Source organism: Pseudomonas sp. PDM09 (assembly GCF_014852305.1).
Classification (GTDB): Bacteria; Pseudomonadota; Gammaproteobacteria; order Pseudomonadales; family Pseudomonadaceae; genus Aquipseudomonas.
Genome location: NZ_JACVBI010000002.1, coordinates 150,959 through 176,804 on the forward strand (window position 1 = coordinate 150,959; position 25,846 = coordinate 176,804).

Sequence of the window (25,846 nt, forward strand, 5' to 3'; positions counted from 1 at the left end):
CAACATTGATGTCGCCTGACACACCGCCTTCGCGAGCAAGCCCGCTCCCACAGGTTTCACATTGGTCGTCATGGATTGCTTTTATGCGTCGAACTGCCCGTCCCACCGCCATCGGTGCCCGTGCCGCTGACTTGCATTATTTCAGGGGCGCTGACCGAGCATGGCTGCTATGGTCAGTGAAGAGCCTGGCTGTCATGACGACAGACCAGACCGCGCCGGCCTCACCCGATAAGGCGATCGATCGACAGGATCAAATGCATGGATTTTACTGCCATTACTATCGCTGCACCTGCGCGTCATACACCGATTACTCGCAACCTGATGTTTGTCATCGGCGTGCTGTTCATGGTTGGGGTGTTGATCGCGCTAATGGCTCTGTTCAGCATTGCCGCACGGCTCGATATTCAGGATCTGGGCAAAACCACGTTCTACACGCAACGGGCACTTGAGAACCGCATCACCGCCTCGAAAAACTACATTGCCAGCTACGCCAACTGGACGACCGCCTACGACCACCTGAACGACAAGGTCGATGTTCAGTGGGCCTACGTCGAGCAGAACATGGGTAAAACCCTGTTTACCATCGATCACTACGATGCGGTTTTCGTAATCGATGGTCAGCGAACCAAATACGCCACGGTGCGCGGGTTGCTGGTTCAGGATCAGGCGACAGCCTATCTGTCGACCTCGATGGCGACGCTTGTAGACGAGGTTCAAAGTCAGGAAAGCCTCATCGAGCCCATCAGCCGGTACACCTTGTTCGAAGGCAAACCGGCGCTGTTGACGGCGGCCGCGATCGTGCCCAATGACGAACGCCCGGCGGTCGATCCCAAGAGCACCTCAGTGCTGATATACGTCGACCAGTTGAACCCTGAAAAGCTCGCTACCTTGAGCGCCGATTACGGTTTGCATGACTTGAGCCTGACGGCCGACGACGTCATTGTTCCCGGTCAGCCAGCCGTCGCTCTGACCGGCACCGGTTACAGCCTGGACTCCCGGCTTGAGCAGCCGGGTCACCAATTGCTTTGGTCGCTGCTGCCGCCACTGGGCGGGGCGCTGTTGATTCTGGCGTTATTGACGGCTTACTTCTTTCGTTATGTCCTGCGCACGTCGGGGCATGTGGATGCCAGTTACACCAGCCTCGATTTGTCGAATCAGGCGCTTGAGGCCAGTGAAGAACGTTTTCGTGCGGTGGCCGAAGCCGCGTCCGACTGGATCTGGGAAACCGACGAACAGCATTGCATCACTTATCTGTCGGGGCGCTTCAGCACCGTCACCGGGTTCTCGGATCAACAATGGCTGGGGCAGAACATCGGGCAACTGCTCAATTGCGAAACCACGCCCTTGTCGCTGTGGCTGAACAAACTTGATGAAGAGCAAGCCGTCAGCCACTTGCGCTGTTCCTACCGTGATCAATCGGCGCAACAACGGGTCTGCCGGGTGTCGGCGCGACCGATCCAGCGCAAGGGCGCGCTATTGGGTTTTCGCGGGACGGCCAGCGACATCACAGATGAAGTCGCCGCCCATGCGCAGATCCAGCATCTATCGATGCACGACGCACTGACCGGCTTGCCGAACCGCAACAAACTGGCGCGCTACCTCGAAGATGCGCTGGCACTGAAAGAGCAATCGACGGCGTTGACGTTGTTGATGATCGACCTGGATAACTTCAAGCCGATCAACGATTCCCTCGGCCACCCGGCGGGCGATGCGGTATTACTGGAAGTGGCGATCCGTTTGCGCGAATGCACGCGGGATATCGATCTGGTTGCGCGATTGGGGGGCGACGAGTTCGTGCTGGTGCTCCACGGCATGGACAGCCACGCGGAAATCGACCGGTTTTGCGAGCGCTTGCTCGACAGCCTGCATCAACCGATCCATTACGATCATCACACGCTGCACATTGGCGCGAGCATCGGTATCGCCTTGAGTCGGCGCCAGGGGCACGTTCCGGAGGAGCTGATTCGCTGTGCCGATATCGCGTTGTATCAGGCCAAATCCAATGGCAAGAAGACTTGGTGCTACTTTGCGCCGCACATGAACGATCAGATCCAGCACCGCCGACAACTGGAAAGCGACCTGCGTCAGGCGATCAAGAACAACGAATTCGTGATGCATTACCAGCCGCGTTATCACGTCGATGGCAAACAGATCGTCTCGGTCGAAGCGCTGCTGCGCTGGCAGCATCCGGTGCAAGGCTTGTTGAACCCCGATGCGTTTATCCCATTGGCCGAGCAGACCGATCTGATCGTGCCCTTAGGGCGCTGGGTGTTGCGCGAGGCGTGCGAGACGGCCCTGACCTGGCCGGGAGCGATGATGGTGTCGGTCAACTTGTCGCCGGTGCAGTTTGCCCGTAGCGATGTGATCGAGGATGTCCGGGAGGTGTTGATCCAGACCCGCTTGCCAGCCAGTCGACTGGAACTGGAGATCACGGAAAATGTGATGCTCATCGATGTCGACGGCGCTCTGGCGACCATGAATGCGCTCAAGGAGTTGGGCGTACGGCTGAACATGGACGATTTCGGCACGGGTTATTCTTCGCTGGGTTACTTGCGCACGTATCCGTTCGACGGGATCAAGATCGACAAGCGCTTCATTGCGTCCATGAGCAACGGCAGCAATGACCGCGCCGTGGTGCAGGCGATCATCAACCTGGGCAAGGCCATGGGCCTGACCGTGACGGCCGAAGGTGTCGAGACGCTGGAGCAACTGGACTTTCTGATTTCGGACCAGTGCCATGAAGTGCAGGGGTTCTACCTCAGTCGACCGGTGGACAGATATGCACTGCTGCCGTTGCTCAAGGCATCATGGGACGATCACCCGCTGTAAGTCTCGCGCCTTTAGTCGCCTGTTTCGTTCGCCGCGGCAACTGCCGTGGCGCACCCCGGTCACAACTGGATACCGCCCCATCCGTTGCGAGCGTCGGATCATGAAGAACCTGAAAATCGCCACCTTCAACGTCAACGGCATGCGCGCCCGCTTGCCGAATCTACTGGCCTGGCTTGCGCGGGAGCAGCCAGACATCGCCTGTTTGCAAGAACTCAAATCGGTCGACGGCGCGTTCCCCATCGCCGAACTGGAGGCGGCCGGGTATGGCGCCGTCTGGCACGGCCAGGTGTCGTGGAACGGGGTGGCGATTCTGGCGCGCGATGCGCAGCCGTTGGAGAGCCGGCGCGGTTTGCCAGGTGATGACAGCGATACCCATAGCCGCTACGTGGAAGCCGCCGTGCACGGGGTTCTGGTGGGATGTCTGTACCTGCCCAATGGCAACCCGCAGCCGGGGCCGAAGTTCGATTACAAACTGGCGTGGTTCGAGCGTCTGATTTCGCACGCCAAGGACTTGCAGAGCAGCGACCATCCGGTGGTGCTAGCCGGTGATTACAACGTGGTGCCCACCGATCTGGACATCTACAACCCGCGCTCCTGGCTCAAGGATGCGCTGCTGCAACCCGAGAGTCGCGCGTGTTATCAGCGGCTGCTGGATCAGGGCTGGACTGATTCCCTGCGTCATCTGTATCCAGAGGAGCGGATCTACACCTTCTGGGATTATTTTCGGCAGCACTGGCAGAAAAACTCGGGGTTGCGCATCGATCATCTGCTGCTCAACCCGGCACTGAGTCCTTACCTGCAGGAGGCTGGCGTCGATGCCTGGGTTCGCAACGAACCTCATGCCAGCGATCATGCACCGACATGGATTCGAGTGGGTTCGCGCAAGCGTCGATAATCCTGGCGTGTGCGGTGATTGGCTAAATCAATTGTCGGTCCGACCGCGTTATCCCTTATACATGGCGCCCATCCGCGGACCTCTGCATAAAGGATTGAGCGATGAGCGAGACACGACTGACGAATCTTGCGCTGTACCTGCAACGCCTGGGCTTCGATACGCCCCCGGCGCCAACCCTGGAAACCCTGCGCCAACTGCAACTGCGCCACACCGGGGCCTTCCCGTTTGAAAACCTCACCACTTTAATGGGCGAACCGGTGCTCATCGATCTGCCGTCCATCGAGCAGAAAGTCCTGCACGACGGTCGCGGTGGTTACTGCTACGAACTCAACCACCTGTTCCTGGTCTTGCTTCAGACATTGGGCTTCGACGCACGCGGCATCACCGGTCGCGTGGTCATGGGACAGTCCGAAGGTGCCTGGACTGCCCGCACTCACCGCTTGAGTCTGGTGACCCTCGATGGCATGCGCTACATCACTGACGTCGGCTTCGGCGGCATGGTGCCCACCGCACCGCTGATGCTGGATACCGAAGCCGAACAGTACACCCCCCACGAATCCTATCGCATCGAACCACACGCCGACGGCTACACCCTGCGCGCCAATGTCGGCGATGAATGGCGGGCGATGTACATCTTCGATCTGCAGCGGCAGGAAGACATTGATTACACCCTCGGCAACTGGTACGTCTCGACCCATCCCGAATCTTCCTTCGTGAAACAATTGATGGTGGCGCGGACGGGGGAGGGATGGCGACGCACATTGAGTAACGGCAGCTTTGCCATTCACCGCATGGGCAGTGAGAGCGAGCGGCGGCAGGTGACGGATGTGGATGAGTTGATCGGGTTACTGGAAAGTGAATTCGGGATTCGAGTGCCAGCGCAGGAAGTGTTGAAGCGGGTGCTTGAGCGGTTGATTGAGCCTGTGTCGCAGGTAAATTAAGCTCCACGCAAAGGGGCGGATTTGATCAATTCGCTCCTTTTTCTTTTGCTCGATCCAGGCGTGGGTGTGTTGGTTTTGTGCCTAGGAACGAACCTCAAGCTCCATCACGTGATGGATTTCGCTGAGGACCTCTGACAACTTTTTCTCCAGGCTTTTCAGCTCGGAGGCGGTGAGGCCTTTTTTGAGATGCCCGACATTGGCAACAGCCGTGTTCTGATCGGGCTTCGCCGTTTTGCCTTTATCGCTGAGCAATGCCTGGCGCAGGGTATTGTTGATCACCGTCTGGTAGCCGTACCCCTCGCTTTCTGCCAGCGCGCGCGCGGCCTCTATGACGACATCATCGAGCATGATGGTGATTCGGGTCTTGCCTTTGCTGGAGGCAACCGCCCCGCGCTTGGCATTGCTGAAGTCGTATTCATCTTTCATCGGTCAAGCCTTCATATAGTGGCGACGCTCGTTTTTGGTAGCGATGCGCGCGGAAATGATTCGCACGAAATTCGGGTCGCGGTAGGTGTATGCAACGACCAGCAGTCGACCTTTGGCATCCAGCCCGATGATGATCCATCGCTGCTCATCATGGTGGTTGTCCTGAAGCGTCAACGCTCGATCGTCATAAAACACAGGTTCTGTCTCGGCGAGGCTGATGCCTTGGTGCTTCAGTTTGTTGGCCGCGTTCTTTGCCTTGTGATACTGAATTTCGAATGACTTCATTATGCATACTTTATATGTATAAGCGAGAGGGCGGCCGTGCCGGCGGTCGCTTGGAAAGCAAAAGATTAGCGGTGGAGAGGAATAGGGGAGGAGGGATGTATTTCAAGAGTTTTTAGGCCGGAGGCTCTACGGCTAAAGGGCAGTGTGAACATCTGTCCGTAATCTGACTGGTTAGTTGTATACAACTCTATAGACATTTGTCCTGACTATTGAATACAGTGTGCGCACAACAAAAACCAGGGAACCCCCCAACCATGAAAACGCCCCATGTTTCACAACAACGGCCCGAGGATGAGAATCTCGGGATCGGCGCGAATATGGCTTACGGCCTGCAACACGTTCTGACCATGTATGGTGGTATCGTCGCGGTGCCTTTGATCATCGGCCAAGCGGCCGGGCTCTCGCCGGCGGACATCGGTTTGTTGATTGCTGCTTCATTGTTTGCAGGGGGGCTGGCGACGTTGCTGCAGACCCTGGGTTTACCGTTTTTCGGTTGTCAGTTGCCGCTGGTGCAGGGCGTGTCGTTTTCCGGCGTTGCGACCATGGTGGCGATTGTCAGCAGCGGTGGGGAGGGTGGCTTTCAGTCGATTCTCGGGTCGGTGATTGCCGCGTCGTTGATCGGCTTGCTGATCACGCCGGTGTTCTCGCGAATCACCAAGTTCTTTCCGCCGTTGGTAACCGGCATTGTGATCACCACTATCGGCCTGACGCTGATGCCGGTGGCTGCGCGCTGGGCCATGGGCGGCAACAGCCATGCCCCGGACTTCGGCAGCATGGCGAACATCGGCCTGGCGGCGGTGACGCTGGTGCTGGTACTGCTACTGAGCAAGATCGGCAGTGCGAGCATCTCCCGTTTGTCGATCCTCTTGGCGATGGTCATTGGCACCGTCATCGCCGTGTTCCTCGGCATGGCGGATTTCTCGTCCGTCACCCAGGGCCCGATGTTCGGCTTCCCGGCACCGTTCCATTTCGGCATGCCGACGTTCCACTTCGCCGCGATTCTGTCGATGTGCATCGTGATCATGGTGACCCTGGTGGAAACCTCCGCCGACATTCTGGCCGTCGGTGAAATCATCGGCACCAAAGTCGACTCCAAACGCCTGGGCAACGGCCTGCGGGCCGACATGCTGTCGAGCATGATCGCGCCGATCTTCGGCTCCTTCACCCAGAGTGCTTTCGCCCAGAACGTCGGGCTGGTGGCGGTCACCGGGATCAAGAGCCGTTTCGTGGTGGCCACCGGCGGTGTGTTCCTGGTGGTTCTCGGTTTGCTGCCCTTCATGGGCCGCGTCATCGCCGCCGTGCCAACCTCCGTACTCGGCGGCGCCGGCATCGTGCTGTTCGGCACCGTGGCGGCCAGCGGCATTCGGACGCTGTCCAAGGTCGACTACCGCAACAACGTCAACCTGATCATCGTCGCCACCTCCATCGGTTTTGGCATGATCCCCATCGCTGCACCGAATTTCTACGACCACTTCCCCAGCTGGTTCGCGACGATCTTCCACTCGGGCATCAGCTCCTCGGCAATCATGGCCATTGTGCTGAACCTGGCCTTCAACCACCTCACTGCCGGCAACTCGGATCAACAATCGGTGTTTGCGGCCGGTACCGAGCGAGTCTTGCGTTATCAGGATCTGGCGGCGTTGCGGGAAGGGGATTACTTCAGCGAAGGCAAGCTGCGTGACTGCGACGGGAATGAGATTCCGGTGGTGGAGGCAGAACATGGGCATGCCGAGCCGCGGGCGGTGCATGCGAAAAGCAGTGAGCATGTTTGACGGCGGTACCTGGTAAAGAGGCAGGTAGATCAAAAGATCGCAGCCTGCGGCAGCTCGGGGATTCGTGTGAGATGCGATCTCCGGAGCTGCCGTAGGTTGCGATCTTTTGACTTTATGGCGAGCACAAAAAAGCCCCTGAGTCTTTCGAATCAGGGGCTTTTCGGTCTTGCTGTCTGGCTCCACGACCTGGACTCGAATGCAAAATTAAGTACCTGTTTTACAATAAATTAATGCGGATTTCTGAAGTCTCTATCCCTACGATTATCCTAATCAAGACAGTATTTTATGCGAGTTCTTTCAGTACCTCATGAGCACGGCAACGGCAACAGTAGAAAGTTAGCAGCCTAACGTTAGGCTTAATTCACTGAGGAGAATGCAGAGCTGAGAAACGGCTGACTGCTTGTGGCCGATTCCAGAGGGTGGTTCATGCGCAACCTGAGCGCTGTCTTATGAAGAAGTACTAATTTATGATGCCGCATTGATAAATTTGGAAACGGCATCATGAGTACACGTTCCGACCTCCTGACCAGCGCTGAGATTCTGTTGCGTACCAAGGGCTACGCAGCCTTCAGCTATGCCGATCTGGCGGAAGACATCGGTATCAAGAAGGCGAGTATTCACCACCACTTTCCCACCAAAGAAAGTCTGGCGATTGCCATCGTTGAGAGTTATCTGTTCCGGTTCAAGAATCAGCTGGAATGCATCAATGATGAAAATACCGGCATTATCGATCGGCTCAATGCCTTCGCCTTGATGTTCGCACAAAGCAGTAAAAACGCGATGCTTCCGCTCTGCGGCGCTCTGGCGGCGGAATTGCTGGCTTTGCCTGAAAGCCTAAAGGAATTGACGCGGGATTTTTTCGAAATCCATCTCAATTGGCTTCAGGCCAATATCGCACTGGGCCAAGCGGCAGGGGAACTCAAAGCTGAGCTGGACGGCGTGAAGGTTGCCAGGTTCATCTTGAATACGTTGGAAGGTGGCAGCTTTGTATCTTGGGCGTTGAGCGACAATTACGAACAGTCTTCTGGATTTGATTTCATTTTAGATGGACTTCGGGTTACCGAAACACATCACTGAGGTTCGATCAGCTTTATTCTGCGTCATAAATCGACCGATTCTGCCCCCGCTGGCTCGGTCCGTTTTCCCGCCTCGTAAGTGGTTTCAGCCGCTTAGCTCACACTCTCTGAATTCTTTTTGCGCGCACTCAATCTGACGAGCGTACGTCTAGTCTCGCATTTGGGTTGCGGATATCTACCCATGTCTACACTTTCGGTGTGTGATCAGAAGTACAAGATTAAGTAGAAATTACTGCATTGTTATCGGAGTTATCCCTATTCAGGAAAACTCTGTCGAAGCTGGTTTTTTTTGGCGATTGGTTATAAGAAGAATAATCTATTGATCGACAACCTACTAGTTGGTAGGCTTGTTTCTCTTCCGGGCCAAACGCCCGGTCCATCCGAAGAGGAACGAACACATGAGCAACAACCTGAATGGTATCGATGTCGCCGCACTCCAGCAGTTTGCCCAAGGCGTTGCTGAGGATGCGACCAAGCGCCACGCGAGCTTCAACGTCAAGACTCAGTGGAAAGGCCAGACTCGCTCTGTGGCCAAAGTCAATCGGTACAGTCTGGCCGGTGAAACCTATTCGCGGGATTTCGAAATCGTCGCCGATGAGCCTAATGAATTGCTGGGCCAAAACACTGCGCCTAACCCTCAAGAGCTGCTGATGGCCGCTCTCAACGCCTGCATGTCGGTAGGTTATGCCGCCAACGCCGCGATGATGGGTATCAAGATTCACAGCCTGGAAATCGAAACGGACGGCACCCTCGACCTGCAAGGCTTCCTGGGCCTCGACGAGAACGTCAACCCAGGTTACGACGAAGTGAGTGTGATGATTCGACTGCACACCGACGCCTCCCGTGAGCGCGTTGAAGAACTGCACAAAGTGGTGCTCAAAACCTCGGTCAACTACGCCAACTTCTCGAAAGCCATCCGCATGGTGCCAACCCTCGAAGTGCGTGAGGGCTGATTCGCTCGTTTCAAAGACATTCAAACCTTGCGTGCACCAGCAGGCAGCCAGCCGCCTTGGTGCCGACCCTAATTAGTTCTGAATAACCGGAGTCTGCAATGAACGATTTTTTCAAAGGTAAAAAACTGCTAGTTGTCGGTGGCACCAGTGGCATGGGCTTGGAAACGGCCCGCATGGTGCTCAAGGCAGGCGGCAGCGTGGTGCTCACCGGCAGCAAGCAAGACAAGGCCGATGCGGTGCGTAACGAGCTGAGCCCGCTGGGCCCTGTGTCGGTGATCGTCGCCAACCTGATGACTGAAGAAGGCATGAATTTTGTTCGCAAAGAAATCAATGCCAACCATAGCGATATCAGCCTGATGGTGAACTCCGCTGGGATCTTTATTCCCAAGCCGTTCACCGAGCACGATGAGGCCGAGTACGACATGTACCTGTCTCTGAACCGTGCGACTTTCTTCATCACCCAGGCAGTGGTCAAGAACATGCTGGCTGCCAAGCGCGAAGGGGCAATTGTCAATGTTGGCTCCATCGGTGCGCAGGCCGCATTGGCAGGTTCACCGGCCTCTGCCTACTCCATGGCAAAGGCAGGTCTGCATGCGCTGACACGCAACCTGGCAATCGAATTGGCTCACTCGGGTATCCGGGTCAACGCCGTCTCACCAGGGATCGTTCACACCTCGATCTATGAAGGGTTCATGGACAAAGAGGCGATCCCGGAAGCGATGAAGTCGCTGAACGATTTCCACCCCCTGGGACGAGTCGGCGTTCCCGAAGACGTCGCGAACACCATCCTGTTCCTGCTGTCGGACAAGACGTCCTGGGTGACCGGCGCAATCTGGGACGTGGATGCTGGAATTATGGCTGTTAGGGCCTGACCACGGTGGCGAGCGCGGCCTGATGAAAGCTCCCATCGCGGGAGCTTTCACGCCTTCACTCAGTACAAGTGAAAGTAGGCTGAATGCTGGCTGCAGGAGTCTTCAATGTCGATCACGACAAAAGCAGCGCTGTTGAGAGCCGCGGAAACCCAAATGCGCTCCAAGGGCTATTCCGCGTTCAGTTATGCCGATCTTGCGGCGCAGATCGGCATTAGAAAAGCCAGTATTCACCATCACTTCCCGACCAAGGAAAGCCTGGGCGCGGAGTTGATCAAGGACTACATCAAACGCTTCGATGCGACCCTCAGTTCGATCGAAGAAACGCATGTCGATCCGCTGCTGCGGCTTCGTGGTTTTGCCCGGCTTTTCATCATTAGCGCCAACGAGGGGCTGCTGCCCTTGTGTGGTGCCCTGGCGGCAGAAATGGCGGCACTGCCGCTGTCGCTTGCAAGGGCTCACTCGGGCGTTCTTTGAAACCCAGCTCGATTGGCTTCAGGCCACTCTCAATGCAGGGGGCCGGCAGCGCAACTGGTCGCTGGACAAACCCGTTGAGACCTACGCGTTCATGCTGCTGAGCAGCCTGGAGGGCGCGAGCCTTATCGATTGGACATTGGGCCGATCAACCGACCCGTTGGCAGGCTTCGATCATTTGCTTGAAACGCTGGTAACGCGGTCTTGATTTCTTTGAGTACAGGACGAGTCATGCAAACTTCTTCGAAAAAATATGCAGTGGATATCTGGTCTGATTTTGTTTGCCCTTGGTGCTGGGTAGCCAAGCGTCGATTCGAGCAGGCGCTCGATAAATTTGCTGAAAAAGACAATGTACAAGTCAACGTCAGGGCCTATCGTCTGGCGGCGAATCAAGCGCCAGAGCCTATGATCGCTGCCCTTAAACGCAAGCTCGGCAATCCGGATTCCGCTGTCGCGATGATGAACACCGTCAGTAAATATGGTCGGGCCGATGGGCTTGATTACCGCTTTGACAGCATGCTGTTTGGCGATACCGCAGATGCCCATGTACTGGTCAAGGCGGTTGCGGACGAAGTCGTTAAAAAACGCTTGGTCGAGGCGCTGTATGAGCAAAGCACCTCCCATGGTCAGTCGCTGTTTGGTCGCGGCAGCCTGGAGGCCATAGCCAAGACCGTAGGTGTTTCGGACGCGTTAATCCAATGGGCGTGGTCATCCGTTGAATTGCGCGAAGAGATGGAGGAAGACGAACATATCGCCGCGCAACTAGGTTCGGGCGTGCCTTTGTTTGTATTCGATAATGCCTTCTCATTGTCCGGTGCTCAGCCTGAGGCTGCTTTTCTTGAAGCGCTGAACAAGATGCAGGAGAAGTCGAAAGTCGAAGATGACGCATTCAGCAGTCAAGTCTGCGGCATAGATGGCTGCAAAATTTGATCAGCAGAAGCGGTGCGGCACTGGGTTGTGCCGCCCTTCATCCATATTGAGAGCGAGATCCAAATGAGCCGTATCGTTGAGTTGAGTGCTCAGCAGTTCGCCCGCTTTGTGGCCAAAGGCAGCAGCGTCGTGCTGTTTTCAGCGTCCTGGTGCAAGCCTTGTCAGGAGATGAAGCCGGTCTTTCATGCTTTGGAAGAAAAGCTTCACTCCCTGGCGGCTTTTGCAAAGATTGATGTGGCGGTGTCTCCGACGATCGCGCAAATGTACGGTATCCGGGCGGTGCCATCCTTGGCGGTGTTCCATGAGGGGCGGCTGCTGCGGGTCATGCCCGGATCCCGTTCAGTTGGAACAATGAAAAAAGCCATTCTTGCGGAGTTGGAAGAGGCGATTTAACCGAACCTCCTCCATCAGCGGTCAGGCTGATCAGCCTGGCGTTCTTTTTCATCCCTCGGGTGTCCGATGGGATGAGCGCGGTCTTCGTTGAAGATTTCCGTTAACAGCGCGTTGGCCCGTTTGTAGGCGTCATACTGGAACTCGGTATCATCCACAGGCTGCGCGGCCATTTCTTCCAGCATCTCCAGGTTCAGGCGACGGAATCGATCCGCTCGTTCGCGGGCTTTGTAGCGACCAATGCCCAGTTGCTCCAATGCCCTGCGGCCCAAGGACAATGCGAAAGCAGGGTCGAGGGGCAGCGTTGAAAGCACCGTGGACAGCCACAGGCGTCAGCCTGCGCATCTGGCAGTAGGTCGCGGTCGCATGCAGGGGTTGGGTAAGCACCGAAAACCCGGGGGTGGTCACCCATGTCGAACTGGTCGTGCTCGACGCCGGTGGTCACGGCCCACAACAAGTTCTTACCTTTGAGTGCGGTGGCGCCTTTGCCATAGGCCCACCCTTGGGTGAAGACTTTATCGATCCACAATTTCAGCCGCGGCGGGCAGCTGTACCAGTACAGCTGATGTTGCAGGATCAGAAGCTCTGCCTGTTCTAGGGATTGCTGTTCGGCTTGGACCTCGATGTTGAAGTCCGGGTACAGGTCATAAAGGGAGCGTATGAGCACATCCGGGTTATTGGAGGCTTGCCTGAGCATCACCTCGTTAACCTTGGATTTGTCGGGGTAAGGGTGAGCGTAATGATCAGAATCATTGTGAGCATTCCACGACAAATCGCGAGTTCATTCAGAACGAAAAAACTCTCTGGTCGTTGGGCATAAAGATGCCCACCGACCAGAGAGTCGCTTCTTGGGGATGGAACCCTTATTTACCTACTTGCAGTTTCAATATGTCCTGCGCAGTCACGGGTTTGCCAGCGATTCCCCAATCTCCGCTTTTGACCTCTTCGAAGATGACCCAGGTGAGGGCGCGCATGTTTTCACCTTCCACAGACACCATGGCGTCCGTCACTTTCTGGATGACTTCGGCTTTCTGCTTGTCGGTAAAAACGCCTTCAATGCCTTTGATGGTAACGAGAGGCATGGTGTGCTCCTTAACGTCTGAAGTGGACAGTGATGAAACAGCGAATAATCAGGCTTTGGCTGCAACGTATTCCGGGTAGTCGGTGTAACCCTTGGCAATGCGATCGCTGACACCGTAGTAAGTCGCGCGATCACCCTCTGCCAGTGGCCAGCCGTTTTGCATGCGCTCCACCAAGTCGGGGTTGGCGATGTAGGCCGTACCGAAGGCGATCAAGTCGAGTTCACCTTTAACCAGTTCCGACTCAGCGAGGGCTTTGTTAAACCCACCGGCGGCCATCAAGGTACCCTTGTAGACTTCACGGAACGCGGCGCCGAACCCCGGCGGCGTTTCAGCGGCGACGATGGTCGGTTGGTAGTTCAGGTGGACGTAGGCCAGTTCGCGTTCATTAAGCGCTGCCGCCATGCTCATCCAGGTTTCTGCTTCACCTTCGTACACACCAAAGTCATACAGGCGGCCAAACGGCGAGAACCGTACGCCAATCTTCGAGCCGCCGATTTCGGCAGAAATCGCGTCAATGGTTTCCAGCAGAAAGCGCTGGCGATTGGCGATCGAGCCACCGTACTGGTCGGTACGGGTGTTCAAGGCGCTGCTGAGGAACTGATCGAACAGGAACCCGTTGGCAGCCATGATTTCGATACCGTCAAAACCGGCCTCCATCGCCATACGCGCAGACTTCACAAAGTCAGCGATGACACGTTTCACTTCTTCCGTTTCCAGCGAACGGGGCACGCTGGGTTGCACAGCGCCGGATTCGCCAGGCTCGATCCAGGCATACACCGTGGTATCGACCGCCGGCTGAGTACCCGAAGAAACCGGAACCATGCCATGCACCGAAATATGGGACATACGGCCAACGTGCCATAACTGCGCGAAGATCTTCCCGCCCTTGGCATGCACCGCGTCGGTGACCTGACGCCAGCCTGGCAAGTGTTCGTCGGCATAAATACCTGGGGTGTACAGGTAGCCACGGGCTTCGTCGGAAATCGGCAGGCCTTCGGTGATCAGCAGACCAGCAGAAGCACGCTGTGCGTAATACAGCGCGGTGAACTCGTTAGGGATGTTGTCTAGTGTCCGGGTGCGGGTCATGGGGGCCATAACGACCCGGTTTTTTAGCGCAGTACCGGACAGATCGTAAGGGGTGAACAGCTTATTCATGATTAGTCTCGAAGTCGTTAACAGGTTGAAAGTTAGCGTTTGATTTACGACTTATCGAATGCGTCCAGCACATGTGTGCTGTACACCAACGCGGCACCGGCGTTCATGTTGATTGCCACGCCCAGTGCTTCGGCGACTTCTTCACTGGTGACGCCAAGTTTCTTGGCTTCGGCGGCGTGGAAGGCGATGCAACCGTCGCAGCGGGTGGTCACGGCCACGGCGAGGGAAATCAGTTCGCGGGTCTTCGCGTCCAGGTGATTGGTCTTGCCGCCGGCAGCGCCGAGCGCCGCCATGCCTTTCATTGTTTCCGGAGACAGGCCGTTTAGTTCTACCAAGCGAGTATTGATGTCTTTGCGGGTTTGCTTCCAATCTTGCATGGGATTCTCACAGGGGTGGTGTTAATTACAGTTATATAAAAACTTGTTAATAAGCTACCATCCAGTTGGTAGGCGTACAATGTATTCGTGCTGATTTTCACTATCAACGCAATCGAAGGTATTGATAATTTGGTCCCGAACAATAGAAAATCGCTTCATGGGGATGACGATTACTGGACTGTTGATTGTCAGCACCGCTTGCTGTCAGGCATCGTCGAGACGCTCACACCGAACAAACGCCTACCAGCGATCACTGTGCGCCTGCACCGTGCCGTAATGCCCGCCGCCAAATAGATCGCGCAATGCCTGCGGCCCGGCATAACTCAGTTGCCGGCCATAGCCAAAATTGCGTCTATCTCGCCTGCCCACTGGTGCCATGATCGAACTCCTCTCGAAGCCAAACCTTTGAAACTTTCCCCACGTCATCCCGCCAAGGATGTTGAGTGTTATCAGGGATCAAGGCCCCTGCGACCTGTGAGGGGTGTCCACTAACGCGGGACTGGCGGCTCTTTACGACCGGGAGCTTGGGCATCTCATGATCTGGCCTCCTGAACATTTCCGAAGAAGTGGGCGGGTGGAGGCTGCGCTGGCTGACGAGACCAATGCCGTGAGATCCTGAGTCGGGTGAAGGCAGCGAGGCAATGACCGGGGCATGCCTGACTGTCAGTCAGGTGCAGTCCATTCCTTGGGCTGCGGCACCATCATCTGCATCGCTGTTGCTGGTGACTTCGGTGTTTGTCACGCCGATTGTCACGAGGGGAAATGCCGCAATGCCTTGTACGAGGTGGGCTGCAGCAGTGGTAGGAGCGCCCGTCTCTTTCCGGGAGAAAGAGACGGGCGCAGGTTGGCGCAATAAAATGGCCAAGCGGATAGGTTGCTGCAGGGCAGTTGGGTAGGGGGATGTATTTGCCGCAATGGCAATGATCTGAAGTGGGCATCCATCACTCGGTGAGTGACCGTGCGAGCCGCCGGACGCTAATCGCACTTTGGGAGAACCACCACGGTGTGGCGTAGCCTTAAAAGTTCTGGCTACCTGGGTTGCTGTCAACGACAGCGCTTTGCCCGACCTTTTCTACGCCTGTGGAGAATTCGGGTCAAGGCTCGAATTTTTGGGAGTTCTGCGGCTGTGGATGAAATTATCGACTAATGGAAATCAGTGGTTTTCCACAGACAATTGCGTGGGCTTTAGATTTTTTAAGTGAGGTCCATCCAAACAGGGCGGCTTTGCAGCCCTGTTTGGATGGACCCGCGTGGACAAGCGGATCACTGAGATATGAGGACCGAGCGCTTACTCAGTTGCGCCACGTTTTGCTTTTAGGCGAGTGACATTCGCACCCATCTGATTGGCGAATTCGCGTGGGCTGACATGCTTCTGCTGATTAGTCTCAAGGTAGCGACTCCACCAGTTCATGATCAGCCTGCGCTCCTCGATGAACTCGGCCTTATGGATGTAAGCGGCGCGGACGTTGTTGCGTTCCTTGTGGCTCATCTGCCGCTCGATGGCTGTGTCCGTCCACAAACCTGACTCGATCAGTGCGCTGCAGGCCATCGAACGAAACCCATGCCCACAGATCTCGGATTTGGTGTCGTACCCCATCTTCCGAAGCGCGCTGTTCACCGTGTTTTCGGACATTGGTTTCCAAGACTTGGTATCGCCTGCGAACACCAAGTCAAATTTGCCTGTGATTGCGTGGATCTGCTCGAGCAGGGCGATCGCTTGCGGCGATAAGGGTACAAGATGGATGTCCCCGGCCATCTTCGTACCTCTTGTGGAAAAGGGTACGCCTTCCAACGCTGGTCGCGTGTCGGGTATTTCCCAGACGCCACGTTTGAGGTCGAACTCGCTCCAGCGGGCGAAGCGCAGCTCACTGGAGCGGACAAACACGTGCAGCGACAGCAAGACCGTCAGCCGGGTAAGTGCGCGGCCTTTATAGGTGTCGATCCGTTCCTGCAACTCAGGTAAGCGCGATAAGGATAAGGCGGGGCGGTGGACGACCCGCGAGGCTTTGATCGAGCCTACGAGGTCGTAAGCAGGGTTTACGGTGATAAGCCGGAGGCGCTTTGCCTCGCGCATGATGCTCTGCAGGTAGTTTTGTACCCTTAAAGCAATGTCTATCGTTCCGCGCTTCTTAATCGCGTCCAGGGGCCGCATAAGGTCGTGGGTATCAAGGTCGACAATGGCGCGGGTGCCGATCAGAGGGAAGAGGTGAGTTTTGAGGCGACTCATCACTGTCTTGGAATAGTCCGGTGCCCACTTGGCTGACATTTCCGTGTGCCAGCCGAGGGCAACGCTTTCAAAGGTGCGGCCTTTGATCAGAGCGTCCGTCTTGGCTTGGTTATTGGCTCCTATAGGGTCAATGCCATCCGCCAGCATTCGCTTGACCTCCAAGCGCTTGCGGCGCGCATTCGCGAGGCCAACGATGGGGTAGTTGCCGAATGAGGTCAGTCCTTCTCGGCCATCAGGTTTGACGTATCTGAGACGCCAGCCTTTGCGGCCATTGGGTTGGACTAGAAGGTAAAGGCCGTCGCCGTCGAAAAGCTTGTAGGCACGGTCTGTGGGCTTGGCCGAACGGCAAGCGGCGTCGGAGAGTGGAGCAGTGGTGCGCGACATAAGGGTACTCCCTTTTATCGAACTGATCTTTATCCCAAACTCTACCCTTAAAATGGCTGGTACTTACCGGAATCCGACAGAACGCCAAAACGAAAAAACCCGCCATAAGGCGGGTTTTTCGGGGGTTTCAGAGATTTTGAAAGCCTTCTCTGGAACCTTGTCTGGCTCCACGACCTGGACTCGAACCAGGGACCCAGTGATTAACAGTCACTTGCTCTACCAACTGAGCTATCGCGGAATGGCGTCTATGTTACTGATTCAAAAAGAGAAGTCAAGCCTCTGTCGGCAGTTTGATGTTTTCATCGGATCAGAGGGGGTTATCGGCCATTGGCGGTTACCAGAATCGCGGTAGAGGTCTACCATGGTCGCCCGGAAGTGGTGACACGCGCTGCCGGCCCTCAGCCGAAAAGGTACGCGCCATGAATCATCCAGTCCTCACACCTCAAAACAGCGGGGTGTTCGCATGAGCATCGCTCAGATCAGCCTGCCCAAAGGCGTTGGCCCGCACGCCGAGAAACTGTTCGACGCAATCACTCAGGCCAGCACCGCTGACGAATTGAACCGCGCGGGCGGCAAGGCCGAAGGTTTTGTTTTGGGCCTGGAAAGCACCAAGGCGATCAAAAGCCAGGTGGCCGAGTCGCTTTATGTGGCCTATGACGATGCGGCCAGCCAGCGTGCAACCGAATTGGCTTAACCGCCGAAGGTAATGGTGCCGAGCATCAGCTTGGCGTACAGCATCGTTGCGGTCAGTTGCACCAGCCACAAGGCCAGGCCGCCAAGGAACACGCCCGCAGCCACTTGCAGCATCAGGTTATTGCCGCGTTTGGCCGAAGAGCGGGGTACGAAGTGGTCCAGCTCGTCGCGGTCGGCGCGTAGGTCATCGTTTTTCATGTGGGTTCTCAAGAATTCTCGGGTGTACTCATAACCTGTGGGAGCGGGCTTGCTCGCGAAGGCGGCGGCACATCCAGCATCAATGTGACAGATAGACTAGACCGCTTTCGCGAGCAAGCCCGCTCCCACATTTTTGATCTGCGTGCAGTCTAGAGCGACCGGTCGCCGAACTGGGAATTATCAAAGACAAATAAAAAACGGGAAGCCCTGCGGCTTCCCGTTTTCGTATCACGCGAGGACTCAGATCACCTGAACGATGGCCTTGGTCACGACGTCGATGTTGCTCTGGTTCAGCGCAGCAACACAGATGCGGCCGGTGTCCAGAGCGTAGATGCCGAACTCGCTGCGCAGGCGGGTAACCTGCTCAACCGTCAGGCCGGAGTAGGAGAACATGCCGCGCTGGCGACCGACGAAGCTGAAATCGCGCTGTGGAGCGTTTTTCGCCAGCAGGTCGACCATCTGGGTGCGCATGCCGCGAATCCGCAGGCGCATTTCTGCCAGTTCCTCTTCCCACTGGGCACGCAGTACCGGGCTGTTCAGCACGGCGGCGACGATGCTTGCACCGTGGGTCGGCGGGTTGGAGTAGTTGGTGCGGATCACGCGTTTGACTTGCGACAGTACGCGCGCGCCTTCTTCTTTCGATTCGCTGACGATCGACAGGGCGCCAACGCGCTCGCCGTACAGCGAGAAGGATTTGGAGAACGAACTGGAAACGAAGAAGGTCAGGTCGGATTCGGCGAACAGGCGCACGGCCGCGGCGTCTTCATCGATACCGTCACCAAAGCCCTGGTAAGCCATGTCGAGGAACGGCACGTGACCTTTGGCCTTGACCACTTCCAGCACGTTTTTCCAGTCCGCCGGGCTAAGGTCCACGCCGGTCGGGTTGTGGCAGCAAGCGTGCAGCACAACGATGGAGCCGGACGGCAGGGCGTTCAGGTCTTCCAGCAGGCCGGCGCGGTTAACGTCATGAGTCGCGGCGTCGTAGTAGCGATAGTTCTGCACCGGGAAGCCGGCTGTTTCGAACAGCGCGCGGTGGTTTTCCCAGCTCGGGTCGCTGATGGCCACGACGGCGTTCGGCAGCAGTTGCTTGAGGAAATCAGCACCGATTTTCAGCGCGCCGGTACCGCCGACGGCTTGGGTGGTGATAACCCGGCCAGCGGCGATCAGCGGCGAATCATTGCCGAACAGCAGTTTTTGCACGGCCTGGTCGTAGGCGGCGATGCCATCGATCGGCAAGTAGCCACGGGAAACGTGTTGAGCGGCGCGAATCGTCTCGGCTTCGACAACGGCGCGCAGGAGTGGAATTCGCCCCTCCTCGTCGCAGTAAACACCGACCCCCAGGTTGACCTTGTTGGTACGGGTATCGGCATTGAATGCTTCGTTGAGGCCCAGGATTGGATCGCGTGGTGCCATTTCGACAGCGGAGAACAGGCTCATTATTGCGGCGGCTCTGAATGGAGTGTGGAGGGACGTGTCGCGCTCCAGCCGAATGCACTAGAGCGGTGCACAAACGGGGAGCTAGTATAGAGGCCATCAGCGATTGATGGCGACAGGCGATTCGGCTTTTACCGTAAGTTTTTCCAATTATTTTTCGATCGTGGGTCGAGTGGTGTCGTCAAAGGTTTTACCCGATGTAGGACGTTTGCCTTGAAAGCGATGGCAATCGGCTCCACATTGAGCACAATCCAGTTTTTTCCTTGGGCGACATCGGTCGTTTGTGGTTTTTTTCGTCGCTGTCCGGTTTGACCGGGCAGGCGCGAATCCAGAGGTATGTATGTCTGAATTCCAGCTAGTCACCCGCTTCGAGCCCGCCGGCGATCAGCCGGAAGCCATCCGCCTGATGGTCGAGGGCATTGAGGCCGGGCTGGCGCACCAGACGCTGCTCGGTGTGACCGGCTCGGGCAAGACCTTCAGCATCGCCAACGTGATCGCCCAGATACAGCGCCCGACGCTGGTGCTGGCGCCCAACAAGACCCTGGCCGCGCAGTTGTATGGCGAATTCAAGGCGTTCTTCCCGAACAACGCCGTTGAATACTTCGTGTCTTATTACGACTACTACCAGCCCGAAGCCTACGTGCCGTCATCCGACACCTTCATCGAGAAGGATGCCTCGATCAACGACCACATCGAGCAGATGCGCCTGTCCGCCACCAAAGCACTGCTGGAGCGCAAGGACGCGATCATTGTCACCACTGTGTCGTGCATCTACGGTCTGGGCAGCCCGGAAACCTATTTGAAGATGGTGTTGCACGTGGACCGCGGCGACAAGCTCGACCAACGCGCGCTGCTACGTCGGCTGGCCGACCTGCAATACACCCGCAACGACATGGACTTCGCCCGGGCGACCTTCCGGGTGCGCGGCGACGTGATCGATATCCACCCGGCGGAATCCGATTTCGAAGCGATCCGCATCGAGCTGTTCGATGACGAAGTGGAGAGCTTGTCCGCCTTCGATCCGCTGACTGGTGAAGTCATCCGCAAACTGCCGCGTTTCACCTTCTATCCAAAGAGCCACTACGTGACCCCGCGGGAAACCCTGCTCGAGGCCACCGAAGGGATCAAGGTCGAATTGCAGGAGCGCCTGGAATACCTGCGCTCCAATAACAAACTGGTGGAAGCTCAGCGACTGGAGCAGCGCACCCGTTTCGACCTGGAGATGATCCTCGAACTGGGTTACTGCAATGGCATCGAAAACTATTCGCGCTACCTGTCGGGCCGTGAATCCGGTCAGGCGCCGCCCACGTTGTTCGACTACCTGCCGGCGGATGCCTTGCTGGTGATCGACGAATCCCACGTCAGCGTGCCGCAAGTCGGCGCCATGTATAAAGGTGACCGTTCCCGGAAAGAAACGCTGGTGGAGTACGGTTTCCGCTTGCCCTCGGCCCTGGACAACCGGCCGATGCGTTTCGACGAGTTCGAAAGCATCAGTCCCCAAACGATTTTTGTCTCGGCCACGCCGGGCAATTACGAGGCGGAGCACGCCGGCCGAGTGGTCGAGCAATTGGTGCGACCGACTGGCCTGGTGGACCCGCAAATCGAGATCCGTCCGGCGTTGACTCAGGTCGACGACTTGCTCTCGGAAATCACCAAACGTGTGGCCCTGGAAGAACGGGTGCTGGTGACCACGCTGACCAAGCGCATGTCCGAAGACTTGACCGATTACCTGGCCGACCACGGCGTGCGCGTGCGTTATCTGCACTCGGACATCGACACCGTGGAGCGGGTCGAAATTATCCGTGACTTGCGTCTCGGCGTCTTCGATGTGCTGGTGGGGATCAACCTGCTGCGTGAAGGCCTGGACATGCCGGAAGTCTCGCTGGTAGCGATTCTCGACGCGGACAAGGAAGGCTTCCTGCGTTCCGAGCGCTCGCTGATCCAGACCATCGGCCGGGCGGCGCGCAACCTCAATGGGCGGGCGATTCTTTATGCGGATCGCATCACCGGTTCCATGGAGCGGGCGATCGGCGAAACCGAGCGTCGTCGCGACAAGCAGATCGCCTTCAACCTGGCCAATGGCATTACGCCGAAGGGTGTGTTCAAGGACGTCGCCGACATTATGGAAGGCGCGGTCGTGCCGGGTTCGCGCAGCAAGAAGCGCAAAGGCATGGCCAAGGCCGCCGAGGAAAGTGCCAAGTACGAGGCCGAACTGCGCTCGCCAAGCGAGATCAGCAAACGCATTCGTCAGTTGGAAGAAAAGATGTACCAGCTCGCCCGCGACCTGGAATTCGAAGCCGCGGCGCAGTTGCGCGACGAAATCGGCAAGTTGCGGGAGCGGTTGATCGCGGTTTGAGATGTGCAGTGAATGGGCGGACCTCACCGCGGGCAAGCCCGCTCCCACAAGGATTTGAGGGTATTCACACAATATGTGGCCACCTACAGACCCTGTGGGAGCGGGCTTGCCCGCGATGAGGCCCGTCGGAACACTACAAATATCAATTGCGCGCTTCCCTGGCCTTCAGCTCCACCTGCAACCTCCTGGCAGGCAACACCGCCACCAAGCTGATCCCCCAATGCAATATTGCTTATATGCCCTGCTGACTGGAGCCGGGCGGCTATCGCCTGTTACCATTCGCCTCTTGTTTGATCTTCGCTTTTATTCTTTTCGAGACATGCCATGACCACCGTCCGCACTCGCATCGCGCCATCGCCTACCGGGGACCCCCACGTAGGTACCGCTTACATCGCTTTGTTCAACTACTGCTTTGCCAAGCAGCATGGCGGTGAGTTCATCCTGCGGATTGAAGATACCGACCAACTGCGTTCGACCCGCGAATCCGAACAGCAGATTTTCGACGCCCTGCGCTGGTTGGGTATCGACTGGAGCGAAGGCCCGGACGTCGGCGGCCCGCACGGTCCTTACCGCCAGAGCGAGCGCGGCGATATCTATCAGAAGTACTGCCAGCAATTGGTCGACTTGGGTCATGCCTTCCCGTGCTTCTGCACGGCTGAAGAATTGGACCAGATGCGCGCCGAGCAAATGGCGCGTGGCGAAACCCCGCGTTACGACGGCCGTGCGCTGTTGCTCTCCAAGGAAGAAGTCGCGCGTCGTCTGGCCGCTGGCGAGCCACACGTCATCCGCATGAAAGTGCCGACCGAAGGCGTGTGCGTGGTGCCTGACATGCTGCGTGGCGACGTCGAGATTCCGTGGGATCGCATGGACATGCAAGTGCTGATGAAGACCGACGGCTTGCCCACGTACTTCCTGGCCAACGTTGTCGATGACCACTTGATGGGCATCACTCACGTTTTGCGTGGTGAAGAATGGCTGCCTTCGGCACCGAAACTGATCCTCTTGTACGAATACTTCGGCTGGGAACAACCGCAGCTGTGCTACATGCCGCTGCTGCGTAACCCGGACAAGAGCAAACTGTCCAAGCGCAAGAACCCGACCTCGGTGACCTTCTACGAGCGCATGGGCTTCATGCCGGAAGCGATGCTCAACTACCTGGGCCGCATGGGCTGGTCGATGCCAGACGAGCGCGAGAAGTTCTCCCTGCAGGAAATGGTCGATAACTTCGACCTGAGCCGCGTCTCTCTCGGCGGGCCGATTTTCGACATCGAGAAGCTGTCGTGGCTCAACGGCCAATGGCTGCGTGACCTGCCGGTGGAAGAGTTCGCCGCTCGTCTGCAAAAGTGGGCACTGAACCCTGAATACATGATGAAGATCGCACCGCACGTGCAGGGCCGGGTTGAAACCTTCAGCCAAGTCGCACCGCTGGCCGGCTTCTTCTTCGCTGGTGGCGTGAACCCGGACGCCAAGCTGTTCGAATCCAAGAAGCTCTCGGGCGATCAGGTTCGTCAGTTGATGCAGTTGATTCTATGGAAGCTGGAAAGCCTGCGTCAGTGGGAGAAGGACAGCATTACCGCGACGATTCAGGCGGTGGTCGAATCCCTGGAATTGAAGCTGCGTGATGCCATGCCGCTGATGTTCGCCGCGATCACGGGGCAGGCCAGTTCGGTGTCGGTGCTCGACGCGATGGAAATCCTCGGTCCGGACCTGACCCGTTTCCGTCTGCGCCAGGCTATCGATCTGTTGGGTGGCGTGTCGAAGAAGGAAAACAAGGAGTGGGAAAAACTCTTGGGCGCTATCGCTTAAGGCTGTTTAACCTAGTGTAGGAGCTGCCGAAGGCTGCGATCTTTTGATCTTGCTCTTCGGCGCCACCCCCGTTTTTCGGGGGGAGGGCGGTAAGTGATTGTTATGTGGGCAAAAAATTTTGGAAATTGTTAAAAATAAGTTTGACAGCCTTCCGATGCGCCATTAAGATTCGCCCCGTCCTCAGCGATGAGGGGCTATAGCTCAGCTGGGAGAGCGCTTGCATGGCATGCAAGAGGTCGACGGTTCGATCCCGTCTAGCTCCACCAATTTACACTTCAAGGTCTGGCCACACCGGCCTTGAAGCGATCAACACTCAGCGTTGATCAGTTGTATAGAAGGGTTTGCGTCCCCTTCGTCTAGTGGCCTAGGACACCGCCCTTTCACGGCGGTAACAGGGGTTCGAGTCCCCTAGGGGACGCCAGTTTTACAGAAGCGATGTCGCAAGATGTCGCTCCGCCGCGAGGCGAAAAATCCGGGGCTATAGCTCAGCTGGGAGAGCGCTTGCATGGCATGCAAGAGGTCGACGGTTCGATCCCGTCTAGCTCCACCAATTTTACAGTTCAAGGTCTGGCCACACCGGCCTTGAATCGATCAGCTCTCAGCACTGATCAGTTGTATAGAAGGGTTTGTGTCCCCTTCGTCTAGTGGCCTAGGACACCGCCCTTTCACGGCGGTAACAGGGGTTCGAGTCCCCTAGGGGACGCCACGATTACCCGCTCTGCGGGATTTTTAAGGGTCATTCAATTATTGAATGGCCCTTTTGTTTGTCTGGCGTTTGGCCAATTCTCCGTTTTCCTCAAAAAACTGTTCTTCAGACCAGCGGTCGCATCCACGACTTGCGGAAAATTATTATGAGAATAATATTCTAGTCGTAATATTCGGAGGCAACGATGAACGATAAAAAAGCTCAAACCCGCGAACGCATCCTCAAGGCTGCCAGTGCAGCGCTGACTCGGCGCGGCCCGGCCGAGCCGAGCGTGGGCGAAGTGATGGGCGCGGCCGGCCTGACGGTCGGCGGCTTCTACGCGCACTTCGAAAGCAAGGACGCGTTGATGCTGGAAGCATTCAAGCAGCTACTCAGCCATCGTCGTGGCTTGATCGCCGACATGGATGCCGAGTTGACCGGCGAAGAGCGGCGTGCGTTGGTTGCAGCGTTCTACCTGTCGCGCAAACACCGTGATTCCATCGAGCAGGCATGTCCGATTCCGGCATCGGTCGGTGAGCTGGGTCGTCTGCCGGACGAATTTCGTGTGGCATTGAGTGAGCATATTGAGTTGATGGTCGCGCAGTTGGCGGCCAGCCCGGAAGAGGCCGACAAAGCCTTGGCCGACATGGCCTTGATGGTCGGTGGTTTGGCTCTGGCGCGGGCGCTGGGGCCAGGAGAGTTGTCCGATCGATTACTGCGCGCCGCCAAGTCGGCGGTGCTATGACCTGAAGGCGCCAGCCTGAGGAGATGAGCGATGAACACGTTGAGCTGGGTTCGTGGCGTTAATGGCACCTTGGGCTGGTTCGCGCCGAAGCTGGTGGCGAGCAAGATGCGTCTGGCGTTCATGACTCCGCGGGAATTGCCGCCGCGTGATTGGGAGTTGCCGCTGCTGGCGAAATCCGAACGGATCACCTTGCGCTTCGGCCTCTCCGCGTTGCGTTGGGGGCAAGGGCCGGCGGTGTTGTTGATGCACGGCTGGGAGGGCCGGCCGACACAGTTTGCCGCACTGATCACCGCGCTGGTCGATGCCGGTTACACCGTGGTTGCCCTGGACGGCCCGGCTCACGGTCGCTCACCTGGTCGCGAAGCAAATGTGGTGCTGTTCGCCCGGGCCATGCTCGAGGCGGCCGCTGAGTTGCCGCCGCTGCAAGCGGTCATCGGACACTCCATGGGTGGCGCCAGTGCCATGCTCGCAGTTCAGTTGGGCTTGCGCACCGAAACCCTGGTCTCGATCGCAGCCCCGGCGCGAATTCTCGGGGTACTGCGTGGGTTCGCACGCTATGTACGCCTGCCGCCCAAAGCGCGTTCGGCGTTTATTCGCCAGGTCGAGAAAGATGTCGGCATGCGTGCCGCTGCACTGGATGTCGCGCACTATCAGCTCGACATGCCGGGGCTGATCGTTCATGCCGAGGACGACAACTTTGTTCCGGTCAAGGAATCCCAGTTGATCCACGAAGCCTGGTTCGACAGCCGTCTGTTGCGCCTGGAAGAGGGCGGGCATCAGCGGGTGCTGGCCGATCCTCGGGTGATCGACGGCGTTCTTTCGCTGCTGGCCGGTCGCAGTCTGCAATCGCGCCAATCGGCCTGA

General features: G+C 57.2%; 22 protein-coding genes, 5 tRNA genes and 4 pseudogenes. 19 read left to right on the forward strand and 12 right to left on the reverse strand.

Translation table 11 applies throughout. The annotated features are described in order from the left end of the window. Positions 1-258: 258 nt before the first annotated feature. The 3 genes from IB250_RS05300 (at position 259) to IB250_RS05310 (ending at position 4,665) form a co-directional block, all read left to right on the forward strand. Positions 259-2,829, forward strand: a complete 2,571-nt coding sequence (locus tag IB250_RS05300) for an EAL domain-containing protein (protein WP_192343307.1) — start codon at positions 259-261, stop codon at positions 2,827-2,829. Between the two features lie 100 nt (positions 2,830-2,929). Continuing rightward, positions 2,930-3,724 carry an exodeoxyribonuclease III gene (gene xth, locus IB250_RS05305; protein WP_192343308.1) on the forward strand — a complete coding sequence of 265 codons (795 nt, stop codon included), beginning with the start codon at positions 2,930-2,932 and terminating at the stop codon, positions 3,722-3,724. 101 nt (positions 3,725-3,825) lie between these two features. Next, positions 3,826-4,665 carry an arylamine N-acetyltransferase family protein gene (locus IB250_RS05310; protein WP_192343309.1) on the forward strand — a complete coding sequence of 280 codons (840 nt, stop codon included), beginning with the start codon at positions 3,826-3,828 and terminating at the stop codon, positions 4,663-4,665. Between the two features lie 81 nt (positions 4,666-4,746). Here IB250_RS05310 and IB250_RS05315 read toward each other — a convergent pair whose 3' ends face one another. Together IB250_RS05315 and IB250_RS05320 are read right to left on the reverse strand one after the other, a co-directional pair. Further along, positions 4,747-5,091: a BrnA antitoxin family protein gene (locus IB250_RS05315; protein WP_192343310.1), complete on the reverse strand. Its 345-nt coding sequence runs from the start codon at positions 5,089-5,091 to the stop codon at positions 4,747-4,749. 3 nt (positions 5,092-5,094) lie between these two features. After that, positions 5,095-5,376, reverse strand: coding sequence for a BrnT family toxin (locus tag IB250_RS05320; RefSeq protein WP_192343311.1), 282 nt, complete (start codon positions 5,374-5,376; stop codon positions 5,095-5,097). A 254-nt stretch (positions 5,377-5,630) separates the two neighbouring features. On the opposite strand from IB250_RS05320, the gene IB250_RS05325 reads away from it, so the two are divergent. The 7 genes and pseudogenes from IB250_RS05325 (at position 5,631) to IB250_RS05355 (ending at position 11,843) form a co-directional block, all read left to right on the forward strand. Further along, positions 5,631-7,148 carry a nucleobase:cation symporter-2 family protein gene (locus IB250_RS05325; RefSeq protein ID WP_192343312.1) on the forward strand — a complete coding sequence of 506 codons (1,518 nt, stop codon included), beginning with the start codon at positions 5,631-5,633 and terminating at the stop codon, positions 7,146-7,148. A gap of 501 nt (positions 7,149-7,649) precedes the next feature. After that, complete coding sequence (locus IB250_RS05330; protein ID WP_071550876.1) at positions 7,650-8,225, forward strand: TetR/AcrR family transcriptional regulator; 576 nt, start codon at positions 7,650-7,652, stop codon at positions 8,223-8,225. Positions 8,226-8,622: 397 nt separating this feature from the next. After that, positions 8,623-9,177, forward strand: a complete 555-nt coding sequence (locus IB250_RS05335) for an OsmC family protein (protein ID WP_095633398.1) — start codon at positions 8,623-8,625, stop codon at positions 9,175-9,177. A gap of 98 nt (positions 9,178-9,275) precedes the next feature. Continuing rightward, on the forward strand, positions 9,276-10,049 hold the full coding sequence (locus tag IB250_RS05340; protein ID WP_071550874.1) for an SDR family NAD(P)-dependent oxidoreductase: 774 nt from the start codon (positions 9,276-9,278) through the stop codon (positions 10,047-10,049). 105 nt (positions 10,050-10,154) lie between these two features. Further along, positions 10,155-10,728 (forward strand): annotated as a pseudogene (locus IB250_RS05345) (TetR/AcrR family transcriptional regulator). A 23-nt stretch (positions 10,729-10,751) separates the two neighbouring features. Continuing rightward, positions 10,752-11,450 carry a DsbA family oxidoreductase gene (locus IB250_RS05350; protein ID WP_095633396.1) on the forward strand — a complete coding sequence of 233 codons (699 nt, stop codon included), beginning with the start codon at positions 10,752-10,754 and terminating at the stop codon, positions 11,448-11,450. A 63-nt stretch (positions 11,451-11,513) separates the two neighbouring features. Beyond that, positions 11,514-11,843, forward strand: coding sequence for a thioredoxin family protein (locus tag IB250_RS05355; RefSeq protein ID WP_095633395.1), 330 nt, complete (start codon positions 11,514-11,516; stop codon positions 11,841-11,843). Between the two features lie 14 nt (positions 11,844-11,857). Here the strand turns inward: IB250_RS05355 and IB250_RS05360 are convergent. From IB250_RS05360 to IB250_RS05395, 8 genes and pseudogenes are all read right to left on the reverse strand, one after another. After that, positions 11,858-12,121: pseudogene (locus tag IB250_RS05360) on the reverse strand (glutathione-regulated potassium-efflux system protein KefC); the annotation flags it as partial. Between the two features lie 13 nt (positions 12,122-12,134). Next, positions 12,135-12,537, reverse strand: a pseudogene (gene kefF, locus IB250_RS05365) (glutathione-regulated potassium-efflux system oxidoreductase KefF); the annotation flags it as partial. Positions 12,538-12,703: 166 nt separating this feature from the next. Then, entirely contained in the window at positions 12,704-12,922 is a 219-nt protein-coding gene (locus IB250_RS05370; RefSeq protein WP_095633394.1) for a tautomerase family protein, read from the reverse strand. A gap of 48 nt (positions 12,923-12,970) precedes the next feature. Continuing rightward, a complete protein-coding gene (locus IB250_RS05375; RefSeq protein ID WP_095633393.1) occupies positions 12,971-14,077 on the reverse strand; it encodes an alkene reductase in 1,107 nt (368 codons plus the stop codon). 44 nt (positions 14,078-14,121) lie between these two features. Continuing rightward, positions 14,122-14,454 carry a carboxymuconolactone decarboxylase family protein gene (locus tag IB250_RS05380; protein WP_014860758.1) on the reverse strand — a complete coding sequence of 111 codons (333 nt, stop codon included), beginning with the start codon at positions 14,452-14,454 and terminating at the stop codon, positions 14,122-14,124. A 243-nt stretch (positions 14,455-14,697) separates the two neighbouring features. Beyond that, positions 14,698-14,832: pseudogene (locus IB250_RS05385) on the reverse strand (integrase); the annotation flags it as partial. Between the two features lie 910 nt (positions 14,833-15,742). Then, positions 15,743-17,065, reverse strand: coding sequence for a tyrosine-type recombinase/integrase (locus IB250_RS05390; RefSeq protein ID WP_192343313.1), 1,323 nt, complete (start codon positions 17,063-17,065; stop codon positions 15,743-15,745). Positions 17,066-17,227: 162 nt separating this feature from the next. Further along, positions 17,228-17,303: transfer RNA gene (locus IB250_RS05395), tRNA-Asn, on the reverse strand. A 225-nt stretch (positions 17,304-17,528) separates the two neighbouring features. Here IB250_RS05395 and IB250_RS05400 point away from each other — a divergent pair. Then, positions 17,529-17,759, forward strand: a complete 231-nt coding sequence (locus tag IB250_RS05400; RefSeq protein WP_008007186.1) for a hypothetical protein — start codon at positions 17,529-17,531, stop codon at positions 17,757-17,759. Here the strand turns inward: IB250_RS05400 and IB250_RS05405 are convergent. Further along, positions 17,756-17,956: a hypothetical protein gene (locus tag IB250_RS05405; protein ID WP_192343314.1), complete on the reverse strand. Its 201-nt coding sequence runs from the start codon at positions 17,954-17,956 to the stop codon at positions 17,756-17,758. The two genes, IB250_RS05400 and IB250_RS05405, sit on opposite strands and share 4 nt — an antisense overlap. 240 nt (positions 17,957-18,196) lie before the next feature. Then, positions 18,197-19,393 (reverse strand): amino acid aminotransferase, encoded by a 1,197-nt coding sequence (locus IB250_RS05410; RefSeq protein ID WP_192343315.1) that lies wholly within the window; start codon positions 19,391-19,393, stop codon positions 18,197-18,199. 337 nt (positions 19,394-19,730) lie between these two features. On the opposite strand from IB250_RS05410, the gene uvrB reads away from it, so the two are divergent. The 8 genes from uvrB to IB250_RS05450 all read left to right on the forward strand — a co-directional run bounded on the left by uvrB (position 19,731) and on the right by IB250_RS05450 (position 25,846). Further along, on the forward strand, positions 19,731-21,746 hold the full coding sequence (uvrB, locus tag IB250_RS05415; RefSeq protein WP_008007189.1) for an excinuclease ABC subunit UvrB: 2,016 nt from the start codon (positions 19,731-19,733) through the stop codon (positions 21,744-21,746). Positions 21,747-22,070: 324 nt separating this feature from the next. Then, positions 22,071-23,552 (forward strand): glutamate--tRNA ligase, encoded by a 1,482-nt coding sequence (gltX, locus tag IB250_RS05420; RefSeq protein ID WP_007905986.1) that lies wholly within the window; start codon positions 22,071-22,073, stop codon positions 23,550-23,552. A 190-nt stretch (positions 23,553-23,742) separates the two neighbouring features. Continuing rightward, a tRNA-Ala gene (locus IB250_RS05425) sits at positions 23,743-23,818 on the forward strand. A gap of 79 nt (positions 23,819-23,897) precedes the next feature. After that, positions 23,898-23,973: transfer RNA gene (locus tag IB250_RS05430), tRNA-Glu, on the forward strand. A gap of 53 nt (positions 23,974-24,026) precedes the next feature. Beyond that, a tRNA-Ala gene (locus IB250_RS05435) sits at positions 24,027-24,102 on the forward strand. An 80-nt stretch (positions 24,103-24,182) separates the two neighbouring features. Beyond that, positions 24,183-24,258, forward strand: a tRNA-Glu gene (locus tag IB250_RS05440). Positions 24,259-24,442: 184 nt separating this feature from the next. Beyond that, complete coding sequence (locus IB250_RS05445) at positions 24,443-24,982, forward strand: TetR/AcrR family transcriptional regulator (protein WP_192343316.1); 540 nt, start codon at positions 24,443-24,445, stop codon at positions 24,980-24,982. 30 nt (positions 24,983-25,012) lie between these two features. Then, positions 25,013-25,846: an alpha/beta fold hydrolase gene (locus IB250_RS05450; protein WP_063340923.1), complete on the forward strand. Its 834-nt coding sequence runs from the start codon at positions 25,013-25,015 to the stop codon at positions 25,844-25,846.